Here is a 22,816-nt window from a genome sequence, read left to right as displayed (position 1 = left end):
AGCTGATTAATGATTGAAATGTCACCAATCGAATTAAACGGCCATACCTTCTTAAGCATTTCTGTCAGACTGCCAAAAACAAACCTGCTTGTTGTGACAAGCGATAAAGGATATATTATGTGTGGTGCACTAGACGTCGCACTTTTAAATGAGAAATTAAAAGATCGCAAGGTGATTGCCGGGAGAGCCGTCGGAGTGAAAACGATTGAACAACTACTCGAAGCTCCATTGGAATCGGTCACGATTGAGGCTGAAAACTTAGGAATCACCGCAGGCATGTCTGGGAAAGAAGCGCTTGGAAAAATGGTCTAATCCGGTATGTGGATTTTGTGTTAACATCTACTAACCTATTTGTAAACAATAAATAAATACTTTTTAGGCTATGTCCCCCCTTTACAGCATACATATGCTTGTAAAGGGGGGATTTTATTTTGGCGAGATCGGGCCTCCGGCTGCGACGTAAAAAAGGACCCTTACCGTTCAAATACGTTCTTTTGCTAACAATCCTATTTTTTATTCTCTCAACAGTGGGTGGTCTGTGGCTTATTGACAAGAAAATTGAACCTACTTTGATGCATTATGCTGAATCTCAGACGACGAAAATTGCGACTCTTGTTATTAACAAAGCTATTAACGAACAAGTTGTTAGCGGCATGAATACCACAGACCTAATCGAATATGTTCCGATTAGTGAAGGCAAAAGAACTGTTATTCAGTATAACGCTGAAGTTCTCAACAAAATTAAAGCCGAAACAGTAAGCCTTGTCCAAGCAAATATTAATGAGGCAGAAAAAGGGAATGTGGAGTCATTGGAGTCCTTGGCAGATGTAGAATTTGACTCTGAAGGTGTTGAATCAGAGAAAGGCCTTGTGTATTATATTCCATTAGGTCAAGCAACAAACAATGTTCTCCTTGCCAACCAAGGACCAAATATCCCTGTTCGCTTTACGGCTATTGGAGATGTGGTTACGGATGTAGTTTGGGATCAAAAACCGCTTGGAATCAATAATACGTGGATCGAAGCTTCCATTAGAGTGATTGTGAATGTACAAATCATTATCCCATTTGCCACAAAGGTTGCAACCATCCAAGAAGATATTCCAATTGGCACATTTCTACACGAAGGAGAGGTACCGCAATTTTTCAATAATGGTGGAGGTGGTGCTCCTGCAATTGAGTTACCCTCAAATCCGTAAGCAATGAAAAACTTTTATGATTTAGTGCACAAAAGCAATAATATTAAAGCTGTCCAAGTCTATCTGGGCAGCTTTAGATAAACAGCTGAAAGAGGAGTTTCCTTAAGAGTTTTAAGGTAAAAAGAATTAAATAAAAAATGATAATTATTATTTTGACAAAAGAAAAAATACGAGCTATACTATTCACAAGTAAAATATCAGAAAATAAAAAAAGTTTCAATTGTTCTTTTAACTTAAAGGACAATCGGAAAAAATGGGGGGTATATGATAATGGAGAATCGTCCGCAATGGGGGACAAGGGCCGGTTTTATTCTTGCTGCAGTAGGTTCAGCTGTTGGCTTGGGAAATATTTGGCGCTTTCCAGGTGTAGCTTACGAAAACGGTGGGGGAGCCTTTTTTCTTCCATACTTATTTGCATTATTAACTGCAGGTATTCCGTTGCTAATCCTAGAATTTACGGTTGGCCACAAATATCGAGGATCGGCACCTTTTAGTTTCTTTAAAATGAAAAAAGGAGCAGAATGGCTAGGTTGGTGGCAATTAGCCATTTCATTTGTGATTTCTACGTATTACGCCGTTATTATCGCTTGGGCAATGTCTTATGGTTATTTCTCTGTTGGGAAGCAATGGGGAGAAGATCCGCTTACCTTCTTAGTAGGGGATTATTTAAAAGTAGTTGACCCAGGACAGGTCGGAAGTCTTGTTCCAGGAGTATTTTTCCCATTGATCATTGTTTGGATCATTACGCTTGGTATTCTATATAAGGGAGTTAAGAAAGGAATCGAGGTCGCCAACAAAATTTTTATTCCAGCACTTGTAGTATTATTTTTCATTATTGTTGTGCGCGCTTTGACACTTGAGGGAGCAATTGATGGGGTTAATGCCTTCTTCAAACCTGACTGGAGCCAGATCACGAATGGGAAGGTTTGGGTTGCAGCATACGGACAAATCTTCTTTAGTTTATCGATTGCTTTTGCAATCATGATTACCTATTCAAGTTATTTACCAAAGAAATCAGATATTACCAATAATGCGTTTATTACAGGTTTTGCGAATTCCTCGTTTGAATTACTTGCAGGTATTGGGGTATTTGCAGCATTAGGCTTTATGGCTATGCAACAAGGGTTGCCGATTGATGAGGTTGTAAGCAAAGGGGTTATCCTGGCGTTTGCTGTATTCCCACAGATTATTAATGAGCTGCCGGCGTTTAGTGGCGCATTTGGAGTCTTATTCTTCGTATGTTTAACTTTAGCAGGCTTGTCTTCACTCATCTCTATCGTAGAAACCTATATAGCGGGTGTGCAAGAAAAGTTTAAAGTATCACGTACCAAGGCGGTTGCCATTGGTGGTGGTCTTTCAGCGTTAATCTCAATTTTATATGCAACTCAAGGCGGTCTTAATTTCCTCGACACTGTTGATGCGTTCATCAATAATTATGGTGTAGCTTTTGCAGGTCTCGTGGAAATTATCATAATTGCATGGGTCGCGAAGGAACTAAACAATTTGCAAGACCACGCTAATGCCATTTCGGATATTCGCCTTGGCAGCTGGTGGATCATTTGTTTGAAGTTTATTACTCCAGTTGTTCTAGGAGTCATGTTGGTTATGAATGTTCTTACTGATATCGAAACTAGTTACGGTGGATACCCAGTTATGTTTAATGTCTACTATGGCTGGTTGGTAGCAATAGGAGCAATCGTATTTGGAATTTTATTTACCCACGTGAAGAAGTGGGATTCAAGTCTTTATGATATCCCAAAAGATAAGGGGGTTTCTAAATAATGGAAGCAAGTGCGGTAGCGATGATGGTTATTGGTATGGTGATTATCTGGGGTGGGCTTGCAGCGAGTGTTATGCATGCGGTGAAAAAATCTCGATCATAAAAATGAAGGCCAGCCTCAAATATGAGGCTGGCTTTTACTTATTCTTATTTCTTGCACGTTCTTCTCTGGACCATAACCTTAAATGTGGATAAGGGTCAAAGGACCATTCTGTATAGCCATTGTCTTTATACATTCCATAGTGCAAATGAGGTGGGAATTTACCTGAAGTACCAGGAGGGCCATAACCAGAGCTCCCAACACCACCAATAACTTGTCCAGGTTCGACAATTTGTCCGATTTTTAAGTCCTTAGCGAAACCACTTAGATGGGCAAAGTAATGATACGTATTGTTGATGTCTCGTATCCCGACTCTCCACCCTCCATAACGGTTCCACCCTTTCATTTCAACGATCCCATACCCAGTTGCACGGACTGGTACGCCATAATCAGCAAATATATCTGTCCCCTCATGAATTCTTCTTCCACCCCACCCTCGGGCGTCACCCCAAGTGTTTTTGTAACTATGATTACTTCTTAAGGGGACTGGGAAGGAATGTTCATCTAAATTAAGACGTCCAAACGTTTTGTAGATTTTGGCTTTACCAATTATGATTCCGACTGTTTTATCACGCTTGTAATACTCCCAGAGGCCAATTTTTAGATTGTCATGGTCGGTCCCATAAGTAAGAAGTATTTGGGCAAAGGCTTGAAGGACATCCTCATCATTTGTGATTTCGGCTTTTCCATCTCCATTTCCATCGTAGCCCACACCGTCAAAGAACTGAATTCTCTCTGGATTCGTATCGTTCGGATTTGGATTCAACAATCCGGACCATACTTCTGGTTTAAAATAGATTCCTGTTAGTCCTTCTGCGGCTGGAAGATCTTTTCTAGCCTTACGAATGCTACGCTCATATTGGTCGACCGCAGCTAAGTAGTACCAGGGGATTTGGGTAGTAGCTTCCACCCTTTTATAAAGCTCCATCCGCTTTTGATAAATATCCTCTTGCTTTTCACTGGCAGCTACATTAAACGGAAAAGTAAAGAGGAGTGATAAAACAATAAATGCAAGAAGATACCTCACTCAGGAATCCTCCTTCCGCTTTGTTTCAGTAAAAAATATTATCTTTACTAAGTTTGGATTTTTGAGGGAGCAATTATTCATTGAGCTCTTCCTTTCGATGATAAGAAACCATAGCTGTGTATATGCCTATAGTTTGTGAGAAAATATTGATATCATAGTAAACAATATATGGTAACCATAAAGTACAGTACTTGTACTAAGTTTTTGAAGTATGTTAAAGTGACTAAGGAAGGATTCCTTGGAAATAAAGGGTTTTTTAGGAAATGGAGTGACAAGATGACCAATAAAGAGGAAGTACTTAGAAAGCCAGAATGGCTGAAAATTAAATTAAATACAAATGAAAATTATACAGGATTAAAGAAAATGATGCGCGAGCAAAGTCTACATACTGTATGTGAAGAAGCCCGTTGTCCAAATATCCACGAGTGTTGGGCTGTAAGACGTACTGCTACCTTTATGATCCTTGGTGATACATGTACTCGTGCTTGCCGTTTCTGTGCCGTAAAGACAGGTCTACCAACTGAGCTTGATTTGAAAGAGCCGGAAAGAGTGGCAGATTCTGTTGTTACAATGAACCTGAAACACGTTGTGGTTACAGCAGTTGCCCGTGATGATCTTAAAGACGGGGGAGCCGCAGTTTTTGCTGAAACTGTAAGGGCAATCCGCAGGAAAAATCCATTTACATCCATCGAAGTTTTACCATCAGATATGGGTGGGAAAATGGAGAACTTGCAAACATTAATGGATGCAAAGCCAGATATTCTAAACCATAATATTGAGACTGTAAAACGCCTGACTCCTAGAATTAGGGCTAGAGCCACCTATGAACGCTCGCTTGAATTTTTACGTCGAGCAAAAGAAATGCAACCTTCTGTTCCGACGAAGTCAAGCATCATGATTGGGCTTGGAGAAACGAAAGAAGAAATTATTGAAGCAATGGATGACCTTCGTGAAAATAATGTTGAAATCTTGACGATTGGGCAATATTTACAACCTTCCAAAAAACATCTAAAGGTTGTAAAATACTACCACCCAGATGAATTTAATGAATTGAAGGAAATTGCGTTAGAGAAAGGATTCAGCCATTGTGAGGCTGGTCCGCTAGTTCGTTCTTCTTATCATGCAGATGAACAGGTGAATGAAGCAGCGAAGCATAAGCAGATGCTTGGTGAAAATAAAGAAGCCAAGGAAGCGTAACGCAAAAAAGAGTTCAGCGCTAGCTGAACTCTTTTTCTTCACTGTTGCTGCTTATTGAGTGTTCATTGAATTATTATTTGTTGCTCTTTCGAGATTATCATAGGTGGAATCGGCGGTATCTTGTCCTTGTGGAGATTTCTCCATTTGCTTAATTAACTTGTCAATTAAGGCATCAACATCACGACTATTGCTCTTAAGTGTAGCAAAGTTCTCAACATTTTGTCTCAAATCAGTATCATCGGTTACGTAAATATGGAACCAACCAGGTACCACAGACATTGCCATTTTTTTCACTTGTTCGGCAGTTTCATTCGGGTTGTCCGAATCAGATGCGTAGACCATTAATACTTCTTCATCCGTCACCAATGTTGAAACATCATCAACATTTGGTACTTGTGCCCCAAGCTTTGAAATCATATTTGCGAGCTGTTCACGATCGATTTCATACTTGGGTTGATCATTCGCAGTCATTACACCAGTTCGCTTATAACGTACATAACCAAAGCCAGTATCTTTGCCATCCATACCGGCGTTGTAGAAATCTGGTTCATGATTGTTGGTATGCAATTGACTACCACTTTCATTATAAATACCTGCTTTTTCTCGACCATCTTGACCTTGATCAGTTGCATTTCCAGCACATCCAGCAAGAGCGAAGCCACAAATCCCCAATATGGCGATTCCTTTTTTTATCATCTGCACAACACCCCCTATGGATTAGCATGACCCATTATTTCTTTTTTTTCTTAGTAATTGCTGGAGAATCAGTTATAATTTAAACAAGGCAGAACATACAGAATTACATAGTGACCAGATAGATAGGAATTAGGCTAAAAGAGGTGAAAGTATGATTTGCATCAATAATATTTGTTATGAGGTCATTGATGACTACAAAGAAGCTTTTAATGAGGAAGCGTTTCGTTCACGATATAGTGATATTTTAACCAGATATGACTATATTGTAGGAGATTGGGGCTATGGTCAGCTGAGACTAAAAGGATTTTTTGAAGATCAAAGCCAGAAAGCGACATTCGATACAAAAATTAGCACAGTAAGTGAGTACTTATATGAGTTTTGTAATTTTGGTTGTGCTTATTTTATTGTAAAAAAGGTGAAAAAATAAGAAAAAGGCCAAATGGCCTTTTTCTGTTTGTTAAAAGATGTCTAAACTAAAGTTGTCCAAATTTAGAGTGTCAAAAAGTTTGTTCTTTATGGTGTATAGGGTTCCTGTTCATCTCGCTCAGGGTCATCATGGGTAGGATGCGCCCCTTCCATTTGGCGCGGAAGCTCCTGATGCAGTGTTTTATTTTCATAATTAAACGCACTATAGGGTCTTTGTCCTTCTTTCCATTCTGAGCTTTTATTTTCGACAGGTTCCTCTTTGCCACGAGGTGATCCAAAGGGACCCTCAGGAAACTCTTCAGCTGTTAAAAAGTTCTTGCTTTTTTCCACGTTGGAAACATCTGAGTATATTTGTGAGTCCTTGTTGGCCATATTCTTTACCCCCTTCTCTCGTTTTGTTTTTAGTATTGGTTGTTCGACCACAGAATAACAACAATCCAAAACGATTCTGGGCTTAAAGTTACACCGACTCGCGTAAAAATGAGCGAAGTTCCTCGGCATCCTCTTCAGATAATTTAAAGGCATGTTCTAGATATCCTTCTTCATCAAGGTCATCATGTCCAATGATGGCAAATCTATTTCCCTGAATATCAAGGACAAGCATTTTACCGTAGTATCGATCAGATTGGATTAATGCCAAATCAAATCGTTGATTTTCCCCCATAAAACTAACAAAGCGGGTTTTTGTATTTACTAGATCATCGTATAAGAAAAAACGTTCTGTCATTTTTAAAATTCCTCCCTCGGTTCAAGCCCAATTGTAACGCTATCTTATACATCTTATCAAAAAGCGGTGGACTCTGCATGAACATAATAAGGTATTTTCTTTTAGTATGAGGGGAATAGCCATTGTCCGTACTGAATCCCTTTTCATTATGGTACAATAGTGAAAAGAACTACTTGCTTTAAAGCAGGGAAATACGGCGTAACGGAGGAATACATATGTACTTTGTTGACAGAGACTCAATTGAGGAAACTCTTGTTTTCCTGGATAGACAACTTGAATTATTTAAAAATCACGGTCAATGGGATACAGAAATCGAAAAGGCGGCCTTGGAAAGATTAACGCACACGATTTTAGAAGCCATTCTTGATGTGGGGAATATGATGATTGATGGCTTTATTATGCGTGATCCTGGGAGTTATGAGGATATTATCGATATCCTTGATGATGAGAAAGTCATAACGAAGGAAATGCATGATAAGTTTATTGACTTGATGCAGTATCGAAAAATGACCGTACAACAATACACTAAAGTAGACCACGAAGTTTTAAATCAAGCCTTCTTAAAATCCATCGCTGCATTAGATCTTTTTTCTGGAAAGGTTCGCGAATATTTATCAAACGAACTCGGACCTGTTTCGGCTTTTAAAAAATAGACTGTACGATAAGACCGTGAAAATGCTCACGGTCTTTTTCAATAGTTATAAAGAGAGTTATACTAAAAAGTGGACAAGGAGGTTAGTGATGAAAAAGTATAAAGGGTATCTAATTGATCTGGATGGAACAATGTATCGAGGGGCGGAACAAATTGCCGAAGCGTGTGATTTTATTAAAAGATTAAGTGAAAAAGGGATCCCATATTTGTTTGTGACGAATAATTCAGCGCGCACGCCAGCTCAAGTTGCGGCCAAGCTTCGCGATTTTCATATTCCTGCAACCGAACAGCAGGTGTTTACAACGAGCCAAGCCACAGCCAATTATATTTTTGAAGAAAATAATGGTGCAACGGTCTATACGATTGGTGAGGAAGGCTTGCGAACGGCGCTAAAGGAAAAAGGACTCAAGGAAGATGGCGAAGAAGCGGATTATGTTGTAATGGGCATAGATCGGGAGATTACATATGAAAAATTGGCAGTAGCATGCCTAGCAGTTCGTAATGGCGCAAAATTTATCTCTACAAATGCGGATATTGCGATTCCTACAGAGCGAGGGTTGGTCCCTGGAAATGGGTCAATAACCTCTGTCGTAGCTGTTTCAACTCAAACAACGCCCACGTTTATAGGCAAGCCAGAATCCATCATCATGGAGCAAGCATTGAAAGTGTTAGGCACTGAAAGGGCTGAGACATTGATGGTGGGAGATAACTACGATACCGATATTCGGGCAGGAATAAACGCTGGAATGGATACACTCCTCGTTCATACTGGCGTAACGACCGTGGAACACCTTCGTAACTACGAAATACAGCCAACATACACTGTGGATACATTAGATGAGTGGGAGATTTATTAGTGCAATCTGTGCATTGCTGATGCGAAGTGGGAGGTTCGGCCAGAGAATCGTAAGTATCGCTAGTTTTAGTCCGAATAGGGTCTGAGTTCGGACAGGAAAGAGCAAATATCGCTAGTTTCAGTCCGAATAAGGTCTGAGTTCGGACAGGAAAGAGCAGATATAGCTAGTTTCAGTCCGAATAATGTCTGAGTTCGGACAGGAAAGAGCAGATATAGCTAGTTTCAGTCCGAATAGTGTCTGAGTTCGGACAAGGAAAAGCAAATATCGCTAGTTTCAGTCCGAATAGTGTCTGAGTTCGGACAAGGAAAAGCAAATATCGCTAGTTTCAGTCCGAATAGTGTCTAAGTTCGGACAGAGAAAAGCAAATATAGCTAGTTTCAGTCCGAATGGGATTTAAATATCCAGACATTTAACCAAAAAACAACAGGTAAGGAAAAACGCTTGGAGATAATTGGATCACCAAGCGTTTTCGCTTTGTTATTAGTAAGGACTATCCTACTCAATATCTGCAGCGCGGTGTGCTAGTCGGCTAGAGGCCGCAGCTGCAATTGCACCTACAATATCATCAAGGAAAGTGTGGCATTGACCACTGGATTTATCGTTGAGTTTTTCTAGAATTCCAGGTTTTTGCTTGTCGATATATCCATAATTTGTAAACCCAATCGATCCATAAATATTGACGATCGAGAAGGCAAGAATTTCATCGACCCCATATAGTCCTTCATCGATTGCAATAATAGACTGTAATGGTTCCTCAAGTTTTTTCTGTTCAGCAAGAATATCAAGCTGGATGCCAGTTAAAATGGCATTTTGTACCTCGCGTTTTGATAAAACACGTTCAACATTCTCTAAACAATCCTCCATCGCTAACGCTGGGTGATATTTTTCTTGAAGGTAGTAAACAAGTTGAGCAATATCCTCAACCTCGACACCACGCTTTTTAAGCCATTCTCGAGCTGTTTCCTCGGTAAGTTTAATTGCTTTATTTTTTTCTAACATAAAATTTTCACCCTTCTTTCATATTTCCTTATTTTCTACATTTGCTCACTAAAATAAACACTAAAGCTGATATCATTCCTACACTCTCTTACAAGATAGCCTAAAAACAAAAGGTTGCAACCTTCATTGTTAACAAGTTTTCTAACATCGACTCATATAGTACTAAAAAGTTCATCTTGAGGTGGGATGGTTGTATGTTTGAAAAAATGTTGAAAGAAAAATATGGCATTAAAGAAGGCTATGAGCTTGATTTTGAAAGATATCGTGCATTCAAACAAAATGCTTCACTTTATTTGATTATGAATGTAAATGGGAAGAAAGAGCAAGAGATAAGCGAGATAAAGAAAATCTCGGATCAACTTCGTACGTTTGGTGACAAAGATGTGCCAAGCTTTTTGCCAACAAATGAAGGTGCAGCTACCTGTGAGTGGGAAGGGGGTTATTACAGTTTATTACAATACCGTGAACCCAAACCACTAAATCCCAAAAAAACTGGAAAAAAGTTAGCTAAGTTTCATTATCGGGGAAGGTATATGCCCTTCCAGGTAAAGACCATAAATAGAATTGGACAGTGGAAGCAACTGTGGGAAAAACGACTAGACCAGATGGAAGGGTTTTGGAATAGCAGGCTAAATCGTAGCCCCGAGAATGAGTTTGAGAAAATGTTTTTTGATTCTTTTCCATATTATATGGGACTTACAGAGAATGCGATCCAATACTTAACAGATACAGAGTTAGATTCGACGCCCCTTGAAATGGACAATGGGACGGTCTGTCACGAACGTTTTAAAAAAGGAAGTTGGGGGAAGGAACATTTAGTTAAAAACCCATATGATTGGGTATTTGATCATGCTTCAAGGGATTTGGCAGAGTGGATAAGAGAACGTTATTTCTATAATGCGCAAACCTACCAACCAGACGTAAGGAAGTTCATGGATGAGTATCAACAGATTAATAAGCTTTCTTCATTTTCCTGGAGGCTCTTATTCTCAAGACTTTTGTTTCCACTTCATTATTTCGAATGTGTTGAAAATTTTTATATCACCAATTCAGAGCAAGAAAGGCTTGCACTTGAGGAGAGGATGCAAAAGTATTTAACCTATTCTGCTGAGCAAGAGCGGTTTCTAGCAGGCTTTTATCAGCTCGTTGATGCTCCGGTTCGTTCCTATAAATTGCCAGTTATTAAATGGTTAATGAAATAGTCCACAATCGAATGGTCAGTATGTTAAAATAATTACGAAAACTCTTTTGAAAGAAGGGGAATGTCATGAAACCATCTATTTATATTACGAGGAAACTACCAGACGTTTGTGTTGCAGAATTAAAAGAAAAATTTGATGTGAAGATGTGGGAAAGCGAAGAAATAGCCGTCCCACAAGATGTTTTATTATCAGAGGTTAAAAAGGTAGATGCGCTGTTAACGGTGGTTTCTGACCCTGTCACTGAGGAGCTGCTATCTGTGGCAAGTAATTTAAAGGTGGTAGCCAATATGGCTGTCGGCTATGACAATATTGATGTTGAAGCTGCAACAAAAAGAGGGATCTACGTTTGCAATACGCCAGACGTACTAACGGAGACAACTGCAGACCTAACTTTTGCCTTATTGCTCGCAACAGCAAGAAGGGTTGTAGAAGCTGCTGAATTTACAAAAGAAGGGAAATGGCAGAGTTGGAGTCCGTTCCTTCTCGCAGGTCATGATGTTCATCACAAAACAATTGGCATTTGTGGCATGGGGAAAATTGGGGAAGCTGTTGCCAGGAGAGCAAAAGGATTTGGAATGGAGATCCTTTATCATAACCGTACTAGAAAGCCTGAGGCAGAAAAGGAAATCGGTGCTAAATACTCTTCTTTTGAAAGCCTAATTAGTCAGTCTGATTTTGTGGTGGCAATGGCACCGCTAACAAATGAAACTAGGCATATGTTTAATGCAGAAGTCTTCCGAAAAATGAAATCCACTGCAATTTTTATTAATACATCACGAGGAGCCGTTGCAGATGAGGGAGCACTATATGAGGCGCTCGAGCAAAAAGAAATTGCCGGTGCGGGTCTTGATGTGTTTGAGGTTGAACCAATCGCATCAGACCATCCACTATTACAGCTAAAGAATGTTACGGCGCTCCCACATATAGGTAGTGCAAGTATTGATACCAGAATGGCAATGATACATATTTGTGTGGAAAATATTCAACGGATTTTAACAGGGGAGAGCCCGAAAACCTTAGTTAATAAGTCAATGCTTGAAACGAAATAAGAAATCAATACCGTTATAAAAATCATTCTTTTTCACTGATATTGGTGGTTTAATAAAAAAATTCTAATTTTTTTATTAATTAACCGTTTTCATTGCTATTTCATGATAAATAATCCTTGTAAATAGATGAAACAAAACTTATAATGTCTACTATACAAAGACAGATGTACTTGAGTGGAGAACAGGAAGTGAGGGAACATCTATGAAGCCAATATCAATTGGACTACTCGGACTTGGGACAGTAGGAAGTGGTGTAATCAAGATCATTGAAAACCACCAAGATAAACTGATCCACCAGGTTGGTTGCCCAATAGTAGTGAAAAAAGTTCTCGTAAAAGAACTAGGGAAGGCAAGGGCTGTCTCAATTGACCCTGCAATTTTAACTACAAACGTTGAAGAAGTTATAAATAACCCTGAAATTGATGTAATCATTGAAGTAATGGGGGGCGTAGAGCAAACGAAAGAACATTTGCTCCAGGCTATACGAAATAAAAAACACATAGTGACAGCGAATAAAGACTTGATGGCTGTTTATGGTGGCGAGCTGTTAACAGCCGCATCTGATAATGGCTGTGATGTATTTTATGAAGCAAGTGTAGCTGGTGGGATACCAATTATTAGAAGTCTTGTAGATGGTCTTTCTTCCGACCGAATCAAGAAGCTCATGGGAATTGTGAATGGCACAACCAATTATATTTTAACCAAAATGACCGAAGAAGGACTTGCTTATGAAGATGTGCTAAAGGAAGCACAGGAATTGGGGTATGCTGAAGCAAATCCTGCCTCCGATGTAGAAGGCCTGGATGCTGCACGGAAGATGGTTATTTTGGCTACGCTTGGCTTCTCAATGAAAGTAGACCTAGCAGATGTAAAAACTACTGGGATTACCATGGTCAACGAAGAAGACCTTCATTATGCTAAACAGCTTGGTTATACAATGAAACTACTTGGCATTGCGCATCGTGATGGTGACGATAAGGTCGAGGTAAGTGTCCAGCCTACGCTCTTACCAAAAGCACATCCGCTTGCTTCTGTTAGCAATGAATATAACGCAGTATATGTTTATGGTGAAGCAGTTGGTGAAACGATGTTTTATGGTCCAGGCGCGGGTAGTTTACCAACCGCAACCTCCATTGTTTCAGACCTCGTTGCCGTTGTAAAAAATATGCGACTTGGGATTAATGGAAGCTATGCAGTTGCACCACAACATGAGAAAAATTTAAAAGATCCAGAAGAAATTTATTCAAAGTACTTTCTACGTATTCACGCGAAAGACGAAGTGGGCGTCTTCTCAGAAATCACTTCTGTTTTCACACAATATGGGGTAAGTTTTGAAAAAATCCTTCAACTTCCAGTTAAGGAAAAGGGGTTAGCTGAGATTGTCGTTGTAACCCATAAAGCATCACTAAAAAACTACGAAGAAATTTTAATGCAGCTAAGGGACCTTAATGCAATTAAAGAGATTAAGAGTTCCTACAGAGTGGAAGGAAGTGCGAACGCATGAGATGGAGAGGCCTTATAGAAGAATATAAAGAATACTTACCGGTAACAGAAAAAACCCCGTTACTTACCCTTAATGAAGGGAATACACCGCTAATCCGGCTTGATCACCTGTCTAAGGAATGGGGCATTGATTTATATGTGAAAACCGAAGGAACAAACCCTACAGGTTCCTTTAAGGATAGAGGAATGGTCATGGCGGTTGCCAAAGCGAAAGAAGAGGGCAGTGACACCGTCATTTGTGCATCAACAGGGAATACATCTGCCGCTGCGGCTGCTTATGCTGCTCGTGCCGGGATGCGTTGTATTGTCGTGATTCCTGAAGGGAAAATCACAATGGGCAAGCTTGCCCAGGCTGTTATGTACGGAGCGGAGATTATTTCGATTGAAGGGAACTTTGATGAAGCCCTTAAAATGGTAAGAAATATAAGCGAAACAGAGCCTGTTGCGCTTGTAAACTCTGTGAATCCATATCGCCTAGAAGGTCAAAAAACAGCAGCTTTTGAAATTTGTGATCAGCTCGGAGGCGCCCCAGATATCTTGGCAATCCCTGTAGGGAATGCCGGAAATATCAGTGCCTACTGGAAAGGCTTTAAAGAATACGGAAAGGGCCTTCCGAAAATGTTTGGCTTTGAAGCTGAAGGAGCAGCCGCAATTGTTCATGACCGCGTATTTGAAAATCCCGAAACAATCGCAACAGCCATTCGAATTGGGAATCCTGCTAGCTGGCAGCTCGCGGTAAACGCTAGGGATGAATCTGGCGGCACAATTGATGAGGTTTCTGATGAAGAAATTCTAGAAGCATATCAGAAAATAACAAGGACAGAAGGTGTCTTCGCTGAGCCTGGGTCATGCGCGTCAATTGCAGGGGTTTATAAGATGGTGAAAAAGGGTGAAATTCCTCAAGGATCAAAAGTTGTTGCAGTGTTAACTGGAAATGGACTTAAGGACCCTCAAACTGCTATAGAGTGTAGCACTATTAAGCCAGTTGTTCTTCCAAATGATGAAGAGAAGGTGAGCGAACATATTCGTGGGGTTGTTCACCGATGAAAAATGATGGTATGTTGACGGTAAGAGTACCGGCAAGTTCTGCTAATTTAGGCCCAGGCTTTGATTCTATAGGATTGGCGGTAAATCTATATCTTACAGTTGAAGCTGAAAGGGCAGAAAGCTGGGAGGTCATTCCGCTCTCAAAGGAACTTTCTATTTTTCCAACTGATGAAAGGCATTTTATTGTAAAAATGGCACAAGAAACTGCTAAGCAGTATGGGAAGGTAATGCCAGCTTGTCGATTAGCTGTTAGTAGCGAAATTCCACTTACACGCGGTCTAGGTTCAAGTGCGGCTGCGATTATTGCCGGAATTGAACTTGCCAATTACTTTTGTCAGCTTAACCTTTCACACAAGGATATATTAGATATTTCCGCAGGAATTGAAGGTCATCCTGATAATGTCGGAGCGTCCATTTATGGCGGCCTTGTCGTAGGAAGTCAGTTAGGTGCCGACATTGATTTAACAGTTGTTCAAAATGTCAATATGGATGTTGTCGCCGTTATTCCTGAAGAGGAACTGCTAACCGAGTCGGCTAGAGCTGTACTTCCAGATCAGCTTCCTTTCTCAAAGGCAGTCGAGGCAAGTGCTGTTTCGAATCAATTATTAGCTGCGCTGTTTACCGAAAATTGGGACCTAGCAGGAAAGATGATGAGTTGTGATCGATTTCATCAGCCTTATCGAAGAGGACTAATTCCTTGGTGGGAAGATGTTGAGAAACTTGCCATGGAAGCTGGTGCATTTGGTACGGCCCTTAGTGGTGCTGGTCCAACCATCCTTTGCTTAGTTGAACCAGGGAAAGGAAAATCAGTAGCTTCTTTGCTTGAAGGCACGCTCTCGTCCATGCGCGTCGTCGAGTTAGAAATTGATCGGGCTGGAAGTCAGGCCTTTGTAGAAGTAGCAGAAACGAAAAAGAGCCCAATTTAGGGCTCTTTTTCAACTTTCGGCCTGGTATCCGTATTTTTCCATTTCGGCAAATATTGTTTTAAGTCGTGGATTTCCTTCCCCAACAATGTTCCCGCCGAGCAAGACAACTGGATAGAACATTTCCTCGTCGATGACTCGCTCTGCAAACTTTCTCTTTTCAACATCATTTGGCGGGTTATAAATATCTATATACGTAATGGTAAAGGGCTGATTGGTATACTTCCTGCTAATAGCGGCTTCTAACCATTCATAGGTCTCTTTTGATGAAGGCAGATGAACACAACTAGGGCAAAGCTGATCGGCTCCATATACGACAATCTCGACGGTCTTTTGCGACATTCTAGATTCCTCCGTACTTTATATTTTATTTTAATTTTACAATATTTAAAACATTTCTCCTAAAAATAACTGTTGTATATTGGATTTAGGTTTAAACAATAGATTTTTCAGGTTGATGTGATTATAATAGGAGTATGAAAGGAGTCGATTTTACATGTCTGAACAACAAATGTTTGAACAAGTCCAGGAAGTACTAGATAAATTGCGTCCATTCCTTCTTCGTGACGGCGGTGACTGTGAACTTGTCGACGTTGATGAAGGAATAGTAAAATTACGTTTACTTGGTGCATGTGGAAGCTGCCCTAGTTCAACGATTACTTTGAAGGCTGGGATTGAGCGCGCTCTTTTAGAAGAAGTTCCTGGTGTCGTTGAAGTTGAACAAGTATTCTAAACTTAAATAGTATGATTTGTTAACGGTTTTGCCAACGGCAAGGCCGTTTTTTTTTATGTGAATAAAGCTCTGTTTAGGGTCATTAGCCTGAAAAATAAAAAGGGTGCTGCTGCACCCTTAACCGTTATGATATTTATAGACCCATAGAATTCCAGACTTTAATATTCTAGCTACTCGTCCTGTAATCGCTCGTTCTCCAATCATGCCGAATCCATGTTTTTTTCCAAGTGATCCGAGAATCCCTTTTAGTTTAATGGTTGGGAAGGACTCAGGTGGTTCCTCGCCTTTCCAGCGCTTAATCATGACTTCGGCGATTTGCTCTGCTTGTCCTTCTGCAAGTTGAGCACTTGGTGCATGAGGGAGACTCGCACAGTCACCAAGGACGAAAACATTCTCGTAATCTGGTAGGTGATGCCTTGGAGTAACGATAGCCCGCCCCATATTATCCTTCTCAATTGGCAGGTCACGAACAAGTTTGTTTGCTTGGATTCCAGCCGTCCAAACAACGGCATCTACAGTATTGGGTTCATCATGATTATACAAGATGCCATCTTCTACTCTAGTGATATTGGCATTATTAATGATTTCGACTGAATTTGTATCAAACCAATTCGCAACATAGATACTTAGTCGTTCAGGAAACGCGGACAAAATATAGTTGCTACGATCGAATAGTTTAATATTCAAATCACTTCTGCTTTCGTTTAGTTCACTTGCAAGTTCTACTCCGCTTAATCCAGCTCCAACAATTCCTACTGTCGAGCCAGCTGGTAAGTTATTGAGTCTTTGATAAGTGTCCCTAGCTTTCTCAATTGATTGAATACTATACGTATATTCTTTTGCACCTGGTACATTATGGTACTTATCCTCGCACCCCAGTCCGATAATGAGTTCATCATAATGAACAGTTTCCCCATTTTGTAAACATACCTGTTGTTTGTCTATCTGGATTTCGGTTATTTCTGCATATTTTAATTTAAGCCTTGGGTGCTCAGGAAAACAAACACGCACATGTTGATCAGAAATTGTTCCGGCGGCCAGAGCGTAGTATTCTGTTTTTAAACAATGGTATGGTACACGGTCAATTAAGGTGATGGTTACATCTTCAGGCAGATCATTTGGTAATAGGCGCTGCAGAATTCTCATGCCGCCATAACCGCCCCCAAGAATCACGAGATTTTTCATTTAAATATCCCCTTTTCCGTCCTCTTGAATACAGTCCCTTTGTTTTCATCCACTTTTTCAAACTGAACCGTTTACATTTTTTAAAAGAAAAATATTTCGAAATAATGTATACTTTATGTTCCAAATGAATTATAACGAAATTGTGACAAAATAACAACAAATTTCCCCTAGTAAGATCTGTAGTGGGATGTAGTCGAAATTGACTGATTTTATAAAAAAAGGTAGGATAAACAATTAGTAAAGAGGTGAATCAGGATGAGACCGATCATTGAGTTTTGTATTAGCAACTTGGCTAATGGGGCGCAAAAGGCACTAGAGCAATTAGAACGTGATCCGAACCTAGATATTATTGAATATGGTTGTCTTAGTTATTGTGGAAAATGTGCAAGATCTCTATATGCGTTAGTAAATGGTGAACCGGTGAGCGCGGACAGCCCTGATGAATTAGTTGAAAAAATCTACAACTATTTGGATGAAAACCCAATATTTTAATTTATCAATGATATGGTTTTATTAAAATAGGTACTGATTCTAAACCGATTGGTTGAGGAGCAGGAATAGACTGTATATAATAAAGGAAGAAGGATTCTTCTATGACTGGAGGTATTAATATGGAACAAATCATAAACATTACTGAAGAAGCTGCACTGCAGATTAAGGATATGATGAAACAGAATGAAGAAGAAGGTGCTTTTCTCCGTGTCGGAGTAAAAGGTGGCGGCTGTAGCGGTCTTTCTTACGGTATGGGGTTTGCCCATGAGGTTGAGGAAGGTGACCAGGAACTTGAGCAGCATGGAATTAAGGTGCTGATCGATAAGGATAGTATCCCAATTCTTAAAGGAACCATCATTAATTACAAGCAATCATTGATGGGCGGCGGATTCACAATTGACAATCCGAATGCAATTGCATCATGTGGTTGTGGTTCTTCGTTTAAAACAGCTACAAACGCAGGTTCTCCTGAAGATTGCTAATCTTGTTAAACAAAAGCAAGGTGAATGTAGTTTTTTCCATTCACCTTGCTTTTTTTAGACGACAAAAAAGCTTAACGCTCTATATTTAGTTAAACTATAGATACTATTTAAACATGGACGAACTATGCAATGGCTGAACCTTTGCCTTAGGATCCATGTACGCTTTGGCATTGTTAACGGCTGTTGGAGCTTCTCCAAAACCGGATGCAATTAATTTTACCTTCCCATCATAGGTGCAAATATCGCCTGCAGCGTAAACACCAGGAATGTTCGTCTCCATTTTAGAATTTACAACAATAGAATTCTTTTCAATGTTTAGTCCCCATTCCTTAATCGGACCAAGGGAAGAAACAAATCCGAAGTTGCAGATAACCGCATCTACATCGAGTGTCAGTTTGTTCTCTCTGTTAGCTTCTTTAAGGATAAGTTGATTAATTTTAGAGCTATCACCCACAAGATCAAGCGGAACATAAGGGGTCTTAATATCCACTTTGGATTTTTCAAGGTTTTCTACGCTATGTTCATGTGCGCGAAACTTATCCCGTCGGTGTATGATACTGACCTGGTCAGCAATCGGCTCGAGCATTAATGCCCAGTCAACGGCGGAATCTCCTCCACCTAGCACGGCTACTTTTTGCCCGGCAAACTGATTTAAGTCATCGATAAAATAATGGAGGTTTTTGCCTTCATATTTAGATGCAAGCTCAAGCTCAAGTCGCCGTGGTTGAAAAGCGCCATTTCCGGCAGTAATAATCACCGTTTTTGTATAATGTGTTTCCTTGTCTGTTACTAACTTAATGTTTCCATCATCCTGTTTTTTTAGGTTTTGTACGGATTGCTCTAGGACAATTGTTGGCTCAAACTTAGCCATTTGTTCTTTTAGGTTGTTAACCAACTCCTGAGCACGAACCTTTGGAAATCCAGCAACATCGTATATGTATTTCTCGGGGTAAAGTGCGGATAACTGACCTCCAAGCTGTGGAAGGCTTTCGATAATTTTTACTGAAGCCTGTCTCATCCCACCGTAAAAGGCGGTGAACAGTCCGATGGGGCCCCCACCGATAATTGTGATGTCGTACAATTTTTTATCCTCTTTCATGTAACTCCACCTCACTATATACAGAATAATTCCACTATTCATCATACCATAAACTAAACCATAAAACTCTTACCAAGGAAAAACGCTTACTTTTCCTAAAGATTAAAATAACAGTTATATTATATTCCTACATTTTATATTTAGTATTTTTGCGAATAGTCAAAATCGTATTTTATAGGAAAATGGACTTGAAAAACAAGGTGAAAAGGAATATTATTTAATATGCGTAAACAGAATGTTAACTTTTTGTGACATTTCACGAACATTTTTTTGTCCATGTTAGTGAAGGGAATCACAAAGTTTTCTCATTGCTTTTAGTTATTAATAAAAATTATAAGTAAATGTTAAGAGAAAAGATAATAATAAAATACAATTAAAAAGGTGGAAGTGATAAACTTGAGAAAGCCAAAAATCGTCGTTCTTGGAGCAGGATATGGTGGATTGATGACAGTCACAAGACTACAAAAGCAAATTGGAGTCAATGAGGCTGAAATCATTCTTGTTAATAAAAATGATTATCATTATGAGACAACGTGGTTACATGAGGCATCTGCAGGAACGTTACATCACGATCGTGTACGCTATGATATTCGTGAGGTTATTGATACTCATAAAGTTGAGTTCGTTCAGGCATCAGTAGAAGAAATAAAATCAGAAGAAAATCGCGTAATCCTTGATAATGGTGAGATTTCCTATGACTACCTAGTGATTGCTCTTGGCGCTGAGTCAGAAACATTTGGTATTAAGGGTCTCAAAGAACATGCATTTTCAATTGTGAATGTGAACGCTGCACGCCAAATCCGCGAGCATATCGAGTACCAATTTGCTACTTATAATACAGAAGTGGAAAAGAAAGATGAGCGTTTAAGCATCGTGGTTGGAGGAGCAGGTTTTACAGGGATTGAATTTCTAGGTGAACTTGCTAACCGTATTCCTGAACTTTGTAAGGAATACGATGTAGATTATCATAAAGTAAAGTTGATTTGCGTTGAAGCCGCACCTATGGTTCTACCTGGGTTTGACCCAGAGCTAGTGAACTATGCTGTTTCCTACCTTGAGAAGAAAGGTGTCGAATTCAGAATTGGCACTGCTATAAAAGAAGGAATTCCTGGTGGAATCATTGTCGCAAAAGGCGAAGACGAAGTGGAAGAAATCAAAGCAGAGACTGTTGTTTGGGCAGCAGGTGTCCGCGGTAATTCTGTTATTGAAAACTCTGGATTTGAAGCAATGCGTGGTCGCGTTAAAGTGGATCTTGATTTAAGAGTTCCAGGCAAAGATAATGTCTTCATTGTTGGTGATTGTTCATTAATCATTAACGAAGAAATCAATCGACCATACCCTCCTACAGCTCAAATTGCGATGCAGCAGGGTGAAGTTTGTGCAAGAAATCTTGCCGCTTTGGTTCGTGGGAAAAATGAACTAGAAACCTTTGAATTCCATAATAAAGGAACTGTATGTTCACTTGGCGAAGACGAAGCAATTGGAACAGCTTTTGGTAAAAAAGTTGTCGGTGGAAAAGCTGCATTATTAAAAAAGGTTATCGATAATCGTTCTTTATTTATGATTGGTGGTCCTTCACTAGTCTTCAAAAAAGGAAAATTCAACATCTTTTAAAATAAAATTAGCAAAAGTAAAGCGGGTCCTTTGACCTGCTTTTTTTGCTCTTTTCAGAAACGGTGTTATTCTGGGATACGAAAATAGGGTAGATTAAACTTTGTTACTCTACAAATTCGTTATCAGAAAAGAGCCTCGAAACTTCCTAAAACCTTCGAATAGTCATCTTTCGTTAAAATATGTTTTTAGGATTTTGACAAGCCCCGTTACGAAAACACTTTTTTATTTGTATTTCTATAAAGAATCTAAAAGACTGAGAAAAAGAAAGCTACAGGTAGAATGGTATAGTTGTATGCGTTTTCATGTGAGAAATCTTCACAAAAATGACCCTTTTCATATTGTGATTTTCTTGATATATTATCAGAAAATTCAGATATAAAAGAAAGGAAGATGAGAATGAACCAAACAAAGACAGAAAACAAAAGATGCCCATATTGCTCTGGAGCGGGGTATTATCAATTATTATTAGGCGGTTCAGAAACATGTTATTGCTGTGAGGGCTCAGGAAAAGAGAAGAATTAAGGAAATGACCTTGCATCTGCAAGGTCATTTCTATATCTAAAAGGTAAAATTTCTTCTTTGGAATGAACAGGCATTGGTATTTAATTTATTGACTCCCTATAAGGATATCAGTACACTATTTATGATAGGTAATAGGGGGAATAGTAGTGACAATCGTAATGCTCATCATATCTATGCTATTGTTTTTTGTTTTATTTTTTGGTATTGGATTTTTATTGAATATGTTGTTAAGAATGTCATGGATTATGGCCATTATTTATCCAATCATTGTCATTTTTATTGTGGATGATGTCCGGTTCATTGAATATTTCACAAACAGCGGAAAAGCTTTCCAAGGTCTAGGAACAAACTTCATTCAGTTAGCACCTGCCGACCTCATTATCCTCATTTCAGGACTAGCTGGGGCTATTGTTGCTGGATTTGTTATCAAGCTTCTAAGAAAAAATGGATATCAAATGTTTTAAAACCTTCATGACGACATGAAGGTTTTTTTATTAGAAATAGTAATGAGTTTATAAAAACCTCCCAAAATGAATATTTCCTTTTGTCATAGGAAATGAATAATTTTGGGAGGTGTGAAAGATTTACATGAATAGTATAAAAAAGTGGGCCAAGCGTTCGATCATGCTAATCTTATTTATTGCCGCCCTAATAACGACTTTTCATTCGATTTCTGGAGTAGGGGCAAATGATCTAAATCGTTATTTAAATCAAAGCAATGGGTACAACTTTGGAAGTCAAATAGATGAAAGCCATATAAAAAAAGCAATTGGACTTGCTGAAGGAATTATACAAAATCTTACTGGTGAAAGAAATCAAAAGGTTGCAAGTACAGTTGTTGTAGGGAAAGCCCAACCGGTTTTAGAAGATCTTGACTGGTCTGAATATCCTAAGAAAACGATTGTGGCAACCGGCTATACAGCTGGAATTGAATCAACCGGAAAGGAACCTGACCATCCGGAATATGGTATCACTTATTCGGGGGTTAAAGTAAAACGAGACCTCTTCTCGACCATTGCAGCAGACTTAAGTGTTTTCCCGATTGGTACCGTATTATTTATCCCCGGTTATGGCTATGGTGTCGTGGCAGACAAAGGTGGAGCTATTAAAGGGGATAAGCTAGACCTTTATTATGATACCGTTGAAGAGGTATACGAAGAATGGGGTAAAAAGACTGTCGAGGTTTCAATTGTTAAGATGGGGAATGGGCATTTGACAGAGGAAGAGTTACAGGCGATGAATGAAGATGAAACGATGCAGGTTTTCCGGCAACAATTTGTAGGTGAAAAGAAATCTTAATAGATGTGT

The 22,816-nt window shown here is 39.4% G+C and carries 28 protein-coding genes; 20 read left to right on the top strand and 8 right to left on the bottom strand.

Annotation, left to right across the window (positions count from 1 at the left end):
• Nucleotides 1–9 precede the first annotated feature (9 nt).
• From H0185_RS09160 to H0185_RS09145, 4 genes are all read left to right on the top strand, one after another.
• A complete protein-coding gene (locus H0185_RS09160; RefSeq protein ID WP_221873194.1) occupies nt 10–312 on the top strand; it encodes a YunC family protein in 303 nt (100 codons plus the stop codon).
• Between the two features lie 119 nt (nt 313–431).
• Nucleotides 432–1,196, top strand: coding sequence for a sporulation protein YunB (gene yunB, locus H0185_RS09155; protein WP_221873193.1), 765 nt, complete (start codon nt 432–434; stop codon nt 1,194–1,196).
• Between the two features lie 270 nt (nt 1,197–1,466).
• Nucleotides 1,467–2,978, top strand: a complete 1,512-nt coding sequence (locus tag H0185_RS09150; protein WP_221873192.1) for a sodium-dependent transporter — start codon at nt 1,467–1,469, stop codon at nt 2,976–2,978.
• The gene (locus H0185_RS09145; RefSeq protein ID WP_221873191.1) at nt 2,978–3,079 is read left to right on the top strand and encodes a methionine/alanine import family NSS transporter small subunit; all 102 of its coding nucleotides are present in this window, start codon (nt 2,978–2,980) and stop codon (nt 3,077–3,079) included. Before H0185_RS09150 ends, H0185_RS09145 begins: the two co-directional genes overlap by 1 nt.
• A 34-nt stretch (nt 3,080–3,113) precedes the next feature.
• Here the strand turns inward: H0185_RS09145 and H0185_RS09140 are convergent, their stop codons facing one another.
• Entirely contained in the window at nt 3,114–4,103 is a 990-nt protein-coding gene (locus H0185_RS09140; protein WP_221873190.1) for a M23 family metallopeptidase, read from the bottom strand.
• A gap of 276 nt (nt 4,104–4,379) precedes the next feature.
• Here H0185_RS09140 and lipA point away from each other — a divergent pair, with 276 nt between their 5' ends.
• Entirely contained in the window at nt 4,380–5,300 is a 921-nt protein-coding gene (gene lipA, locus H0185_RS09135) for a lipoyl synthase (protein WP_221873189.1), read from the top strand.
• A gap of 51 nt (nt 5,301–5,351) precedes the next feature.
• Here the strand turns inward: lipA and H0185_RS09130 are convergent, their stop codons facing one another.
• The gene (locus H0185_RS09130; RefSeq protein WP_246629121.1) at nt 5,352–5,996 is read right to left on the bottom strand and encodes a YhcN/YlaJ family sporulation lipoprotein; all 645 of its coding nucleotides are present in this window, start codon (nt 5,994–5,996) and stop codon (nt 5,352–5,354) included.
• A gap of 151 nt (nt 5,997–6,147) precedes the next feature.
• Between H0185_RS09130 and H0185_RS09125 the strand changes: the two genes are divergently transcribed.
• The gene (locus H0185_RS09125) at nt 6,148–6,423 is read left to right on the top strand and encodes a YutD family protein (RefSeq protein WP_221873188.1); all 276 of its coding nucleotides are present in this window, start codon (nt 6,148–6,150) and stop codon (nt 6,421–6,423) included.
• Nucleotides 6,424–6,509: 86 nt separating this feature from the next.
• On the opposite strand, the gene H0185_RS09120 is transcribed toward H0185_RS09125, so the two are convergent.
• Together H0185_RS09120 and H0185_RS09115 are read right to left on the bottom strand one after the other, a co-directional pair.
• Nucleotides 6,510–6,794: a cytosolic protein gene (locus tag H0185_RS09120; RefSeq protein ID WP_221873187.1), complete on the bottom strand. Its 285-nt coding sequence runs from the start codon at nt 6,792–6,794 to the stop codon at nt 6,510–6,512.
• Between the two features lie 88 nt (nt 6,795–6,882).
• A complete protein-coding gene (locus H0185_RS09115) occupies nt 6,883–7,149 on the bottom strand; it encodes a DUF3055 domain-containing protein (RefSeq protein ID WP_221873186.1) in 267 nt (88 codons plus the stop codon).
• A gap of 215 nt (nt 7,150–7,364) precedes the next feature.
• Between H0185_RS09115 and H0185_RS09110 the strand changes: the two genes are divergently transcribed.
• Both H0185_RS09110 and H0185_RS09105 read left to right on the top strand, forming a co-directional pair.
• Complete coding sequence (locus tag H0185_RS09110) at nt 7,365–7,802, top strand: DUF86 domain-containing protein (RefSeq protein ID WP_221873185.1); 438 nt, start codon at nt 7,365–7,367, stop codon at nt 7,800–7,802.
• Between the two features lie 88 nt (nt 7,803–7,890).
• Nucleotides 7,891–8,658 (top strand): TIGR01457 family HAD-type hydrolase, encoded by a 768-nt coding sequence (locus H0185_RS09105; RefSeq protein WP_221873184.1) that lies wholly within the window; start codon nt 7,891–7,893, stop codon nt 8,656–8,658.
• Between the two features lie 495 nt (nt 8,659–9,153).
• Here H0185_RS09105 and H0185_RS09100 read toward each other — a convergent pair whose 3' ends face one another.
• Complete coding sequence (locus H0185_RS09100) at nt 9,154–9,657, bottom strand: phosphatidylglycerophosphatase A family protein (protein WP_221873183.1); 504 nt, start codon at nt 9,655–9,657, stop codon at nt 9,154–9,156.
• 194 nt (nt 9,658–9,851) lie between these two features.
• On the opposite strand from H0185_RS09100, the gene yutH reads away from it, so the two are divergent.
• From yutH to thrB, 5 genes are all read left to right on the top strand, one after another.
• On the top strand, nt 9,852–10,859 hold the full coding sequence (gene yutH / locus H0185_RS09095) for a spore coat putative kinase YutH (protein WP_221873182.1): 1,008 nt from the start codon (nt 9,852–9,854) through the stop codon (nt 10,857–10,859).
• A 65-nt stretch (nt 10,860–10,924) separates the two neighbouring features.
• Nucleotides 10,925–11,908, top strand: a complete 984-nt coding sequence (locus H0185_RS09090; protein WP_221873181.1) for a 2-hydroxyacid dehydrogenase — start codon at nt 10,925–10,927, stop codon at nt 11,906–11,908.
• 202 nt (nt 11,909–12,110) lie between these two features.
• Complete coding sequence (locus H0185_RS09085; protein WP_221873180.1) at nt 12,111–13,412, top strand: homoserine dehydrogenase; 1,302 nt, start codon at nt 12,111–12,113, stop codon at nt 13,410–13,412.
• Nucleotides 13,409–14,458, top strand: a complete 1,050-nt coding sequence (gene thrC / locus H0185_RS09080; RefSeq protein WP_221873179.1) for a threonine synthase — start codon at nt 13,409–13,411, stop codon at nt 14,456–14,458. Before H0185_RS09085 ends, thrC begins: the two co-directional genes overlap by 4 nt.
• Nucleotides 14,455–15,384, top strand: a complete 930-nt coding sequence (thrB, locus tag H0185_RS09075) for a homoserine kinase (RefSeq protein WP_246629107.1) — start codon at nt 14,455–14,457, stop codon at nt 15,382–15,384. Before thrC ends, thrB begins: the two co-directional genes overlap by 4 nt.
• A 9-nt stretch (nt 15,385–15,393) precedes the next feature.
• Here thrB and H0185_RS09070 read toward each other — a convergent pair whose 3' ends face one another.
• Entirely contained in the window at nt 15,394–15,723 is a 330-nt protein-coding gene (locus tag H0185_RS09070) for a YuzD family protein (protein WP_221873178.1), read from the bottom strand.
• A gap of 154 nt (nt 15,724–15,877) precedes the next feature.
• Here H0185_RS09070 and H0185_RS09065 point away from each other — a divergent pair, with 154 nt between their 5' ends.
• On the top strand, nt 15,878–16,114 hold the full coding sequence (locus H0185_RS09065) for a NifU family protein (protein ID WP_121611167.1): 237 nt from the start codon (nt 15,878–15,880) through the stop codon (nt 16,112–16,114).
• Nucleotides 16,115–16,231: 117 nt separating this feature from the next.
• Here the strand turns inward: H0185_RS09065 and H0185_RS09060 are convergent, their stop codons facing one another.
• Nucleotides 16,232–17,299: an NAD(P)/FAD-dependent oxidoreductase gene (locus H0185_RS09060; RefSeq protein ID WP_221873177.1), complete on the bottom strand. Its 1,068-nt coding sequence runs from the start codon at nt 17,297–17,299 to the stop codon at nt 16,232–16,234.
• A 255-nt stretch (nt 17,300–17,554) separates the two neighbouring features.
• Between H0185_RS09060 and H0185_RS09055 the strand changes: the two genes are divergently transcribed.
• Both H0185_RS09055 and H0185_RS09050 read left to right on the top strand, forming a co-directional pair.
• Nucleotides 17,555–17,791, top strand: coding sequence for a YuzB family protein (locus H0185_RS09055; RefSeq protein ID WP_221873176.1), 237 nt, complete (start codon nt 17,555–17,557; stop codon nt 17,789–17,791).
• 119 nt (nt 17,792–17,910) lie between these two features.
• Nucleotides 17,911–18,273, top strand: a complete 363-nt coding sequence (locus H0185_RS09050; RefSeq protein ID WP_221873175.1) for a HesB/IscA family protein — start codon at nt 17,911–17,913, stop codon at nt 18,271–18,273.
• Between the two features lie 103 nt (nt 18,274–18,376).
• Here H0185_RS09050 and H0185_RS09045 read toward each other — a convergent pair whose 3' ends face one another.
• Nucleotides 18,377–19,372 (bottom strand): NAD(P)/FAD-dependent oxidoreductase, encoded by a 996-nt coding sequence (locus tag H0185_RS09045; protein ID WP_221873174.1) that lies wholly within the window; start codon nt 19,370–19,372, stop codon nt 18,377–18,379.
• Between the two features lie 396 nt (nt 19,373–19,768).
• Between H0185_RS09045 and H0185_RS09040 the strand changes: the two genes are divergently transcribed.
• The 4 genes from H0185_RS09040 to H0185_RS09025 all read left to right on the top strand — a co-directional run bounded on the left by H0185_RS09040 (nt 19,769) and on the right by H0185_RS09025 (nt 22,807).
• Nucleotides 19,769–20,986, top strand: a complete 1,218-nt coding sequence (locus H0185_RS09040) for an NAD(P)/FAD-dependent oxidoreductase (protein ID WP_221873173.1) — start codon at nt 19,769–19,771, stop codon at nt 20,984–20,986.
• 396 nt (nt 20,987–21,382) lie between these two features.
• The gene (locus H0185_RS09035; protein ID WP_425515820.1) at nt 21,383–21,508 is read left to right on the top strand and encodes a YuiA family protein; all 126 of its coding nucleotides are present in this window, start codon (nt 21,383–21,385) and stop codon (nt 21,506–21,508) included.
• 140 nt (nt 21,509–21,648) lie between these two features.
• Complete coding sequence (locus H0185_RS09030; protein WP_221873372.1) at nt 21,649–21,972, top strand: YuiB family protein; 324 nt, start codon at nt 21,649–21,651, stop codon at nt 21,970–21,972.
• A gap of 124 nt (nt 21,973–22,096) precedes the next feature.
• Nucleotides 22,097–22,807, top strand: coding sequence for a 3D domain-containing protein (locus tag H0185_RS09025; protein ID WP_221873171.1), 711 nt, complete (start codon nt 22,097–22,099; stop codon nt 22,805–22,807).
• Nucleotides 22,808–22,816: the final 9 nt, after the last annotated feature.

The sequence above is a fragment of the Mesobacillus maritimus genome (assembly GCF_019749255.1).
Classification (GTDB): Bacteria; Bacillota; Bacilli; order Bacillales; family Cytobacillaceae; genus Mesobacillus_B; species Mesobacillus_B maritimus_A.
The sequence above is the reverse complement of the archived record's forward strand: the minus strand, read 5'-3'. Positions and strand labels throughout refer to the sequence as shown.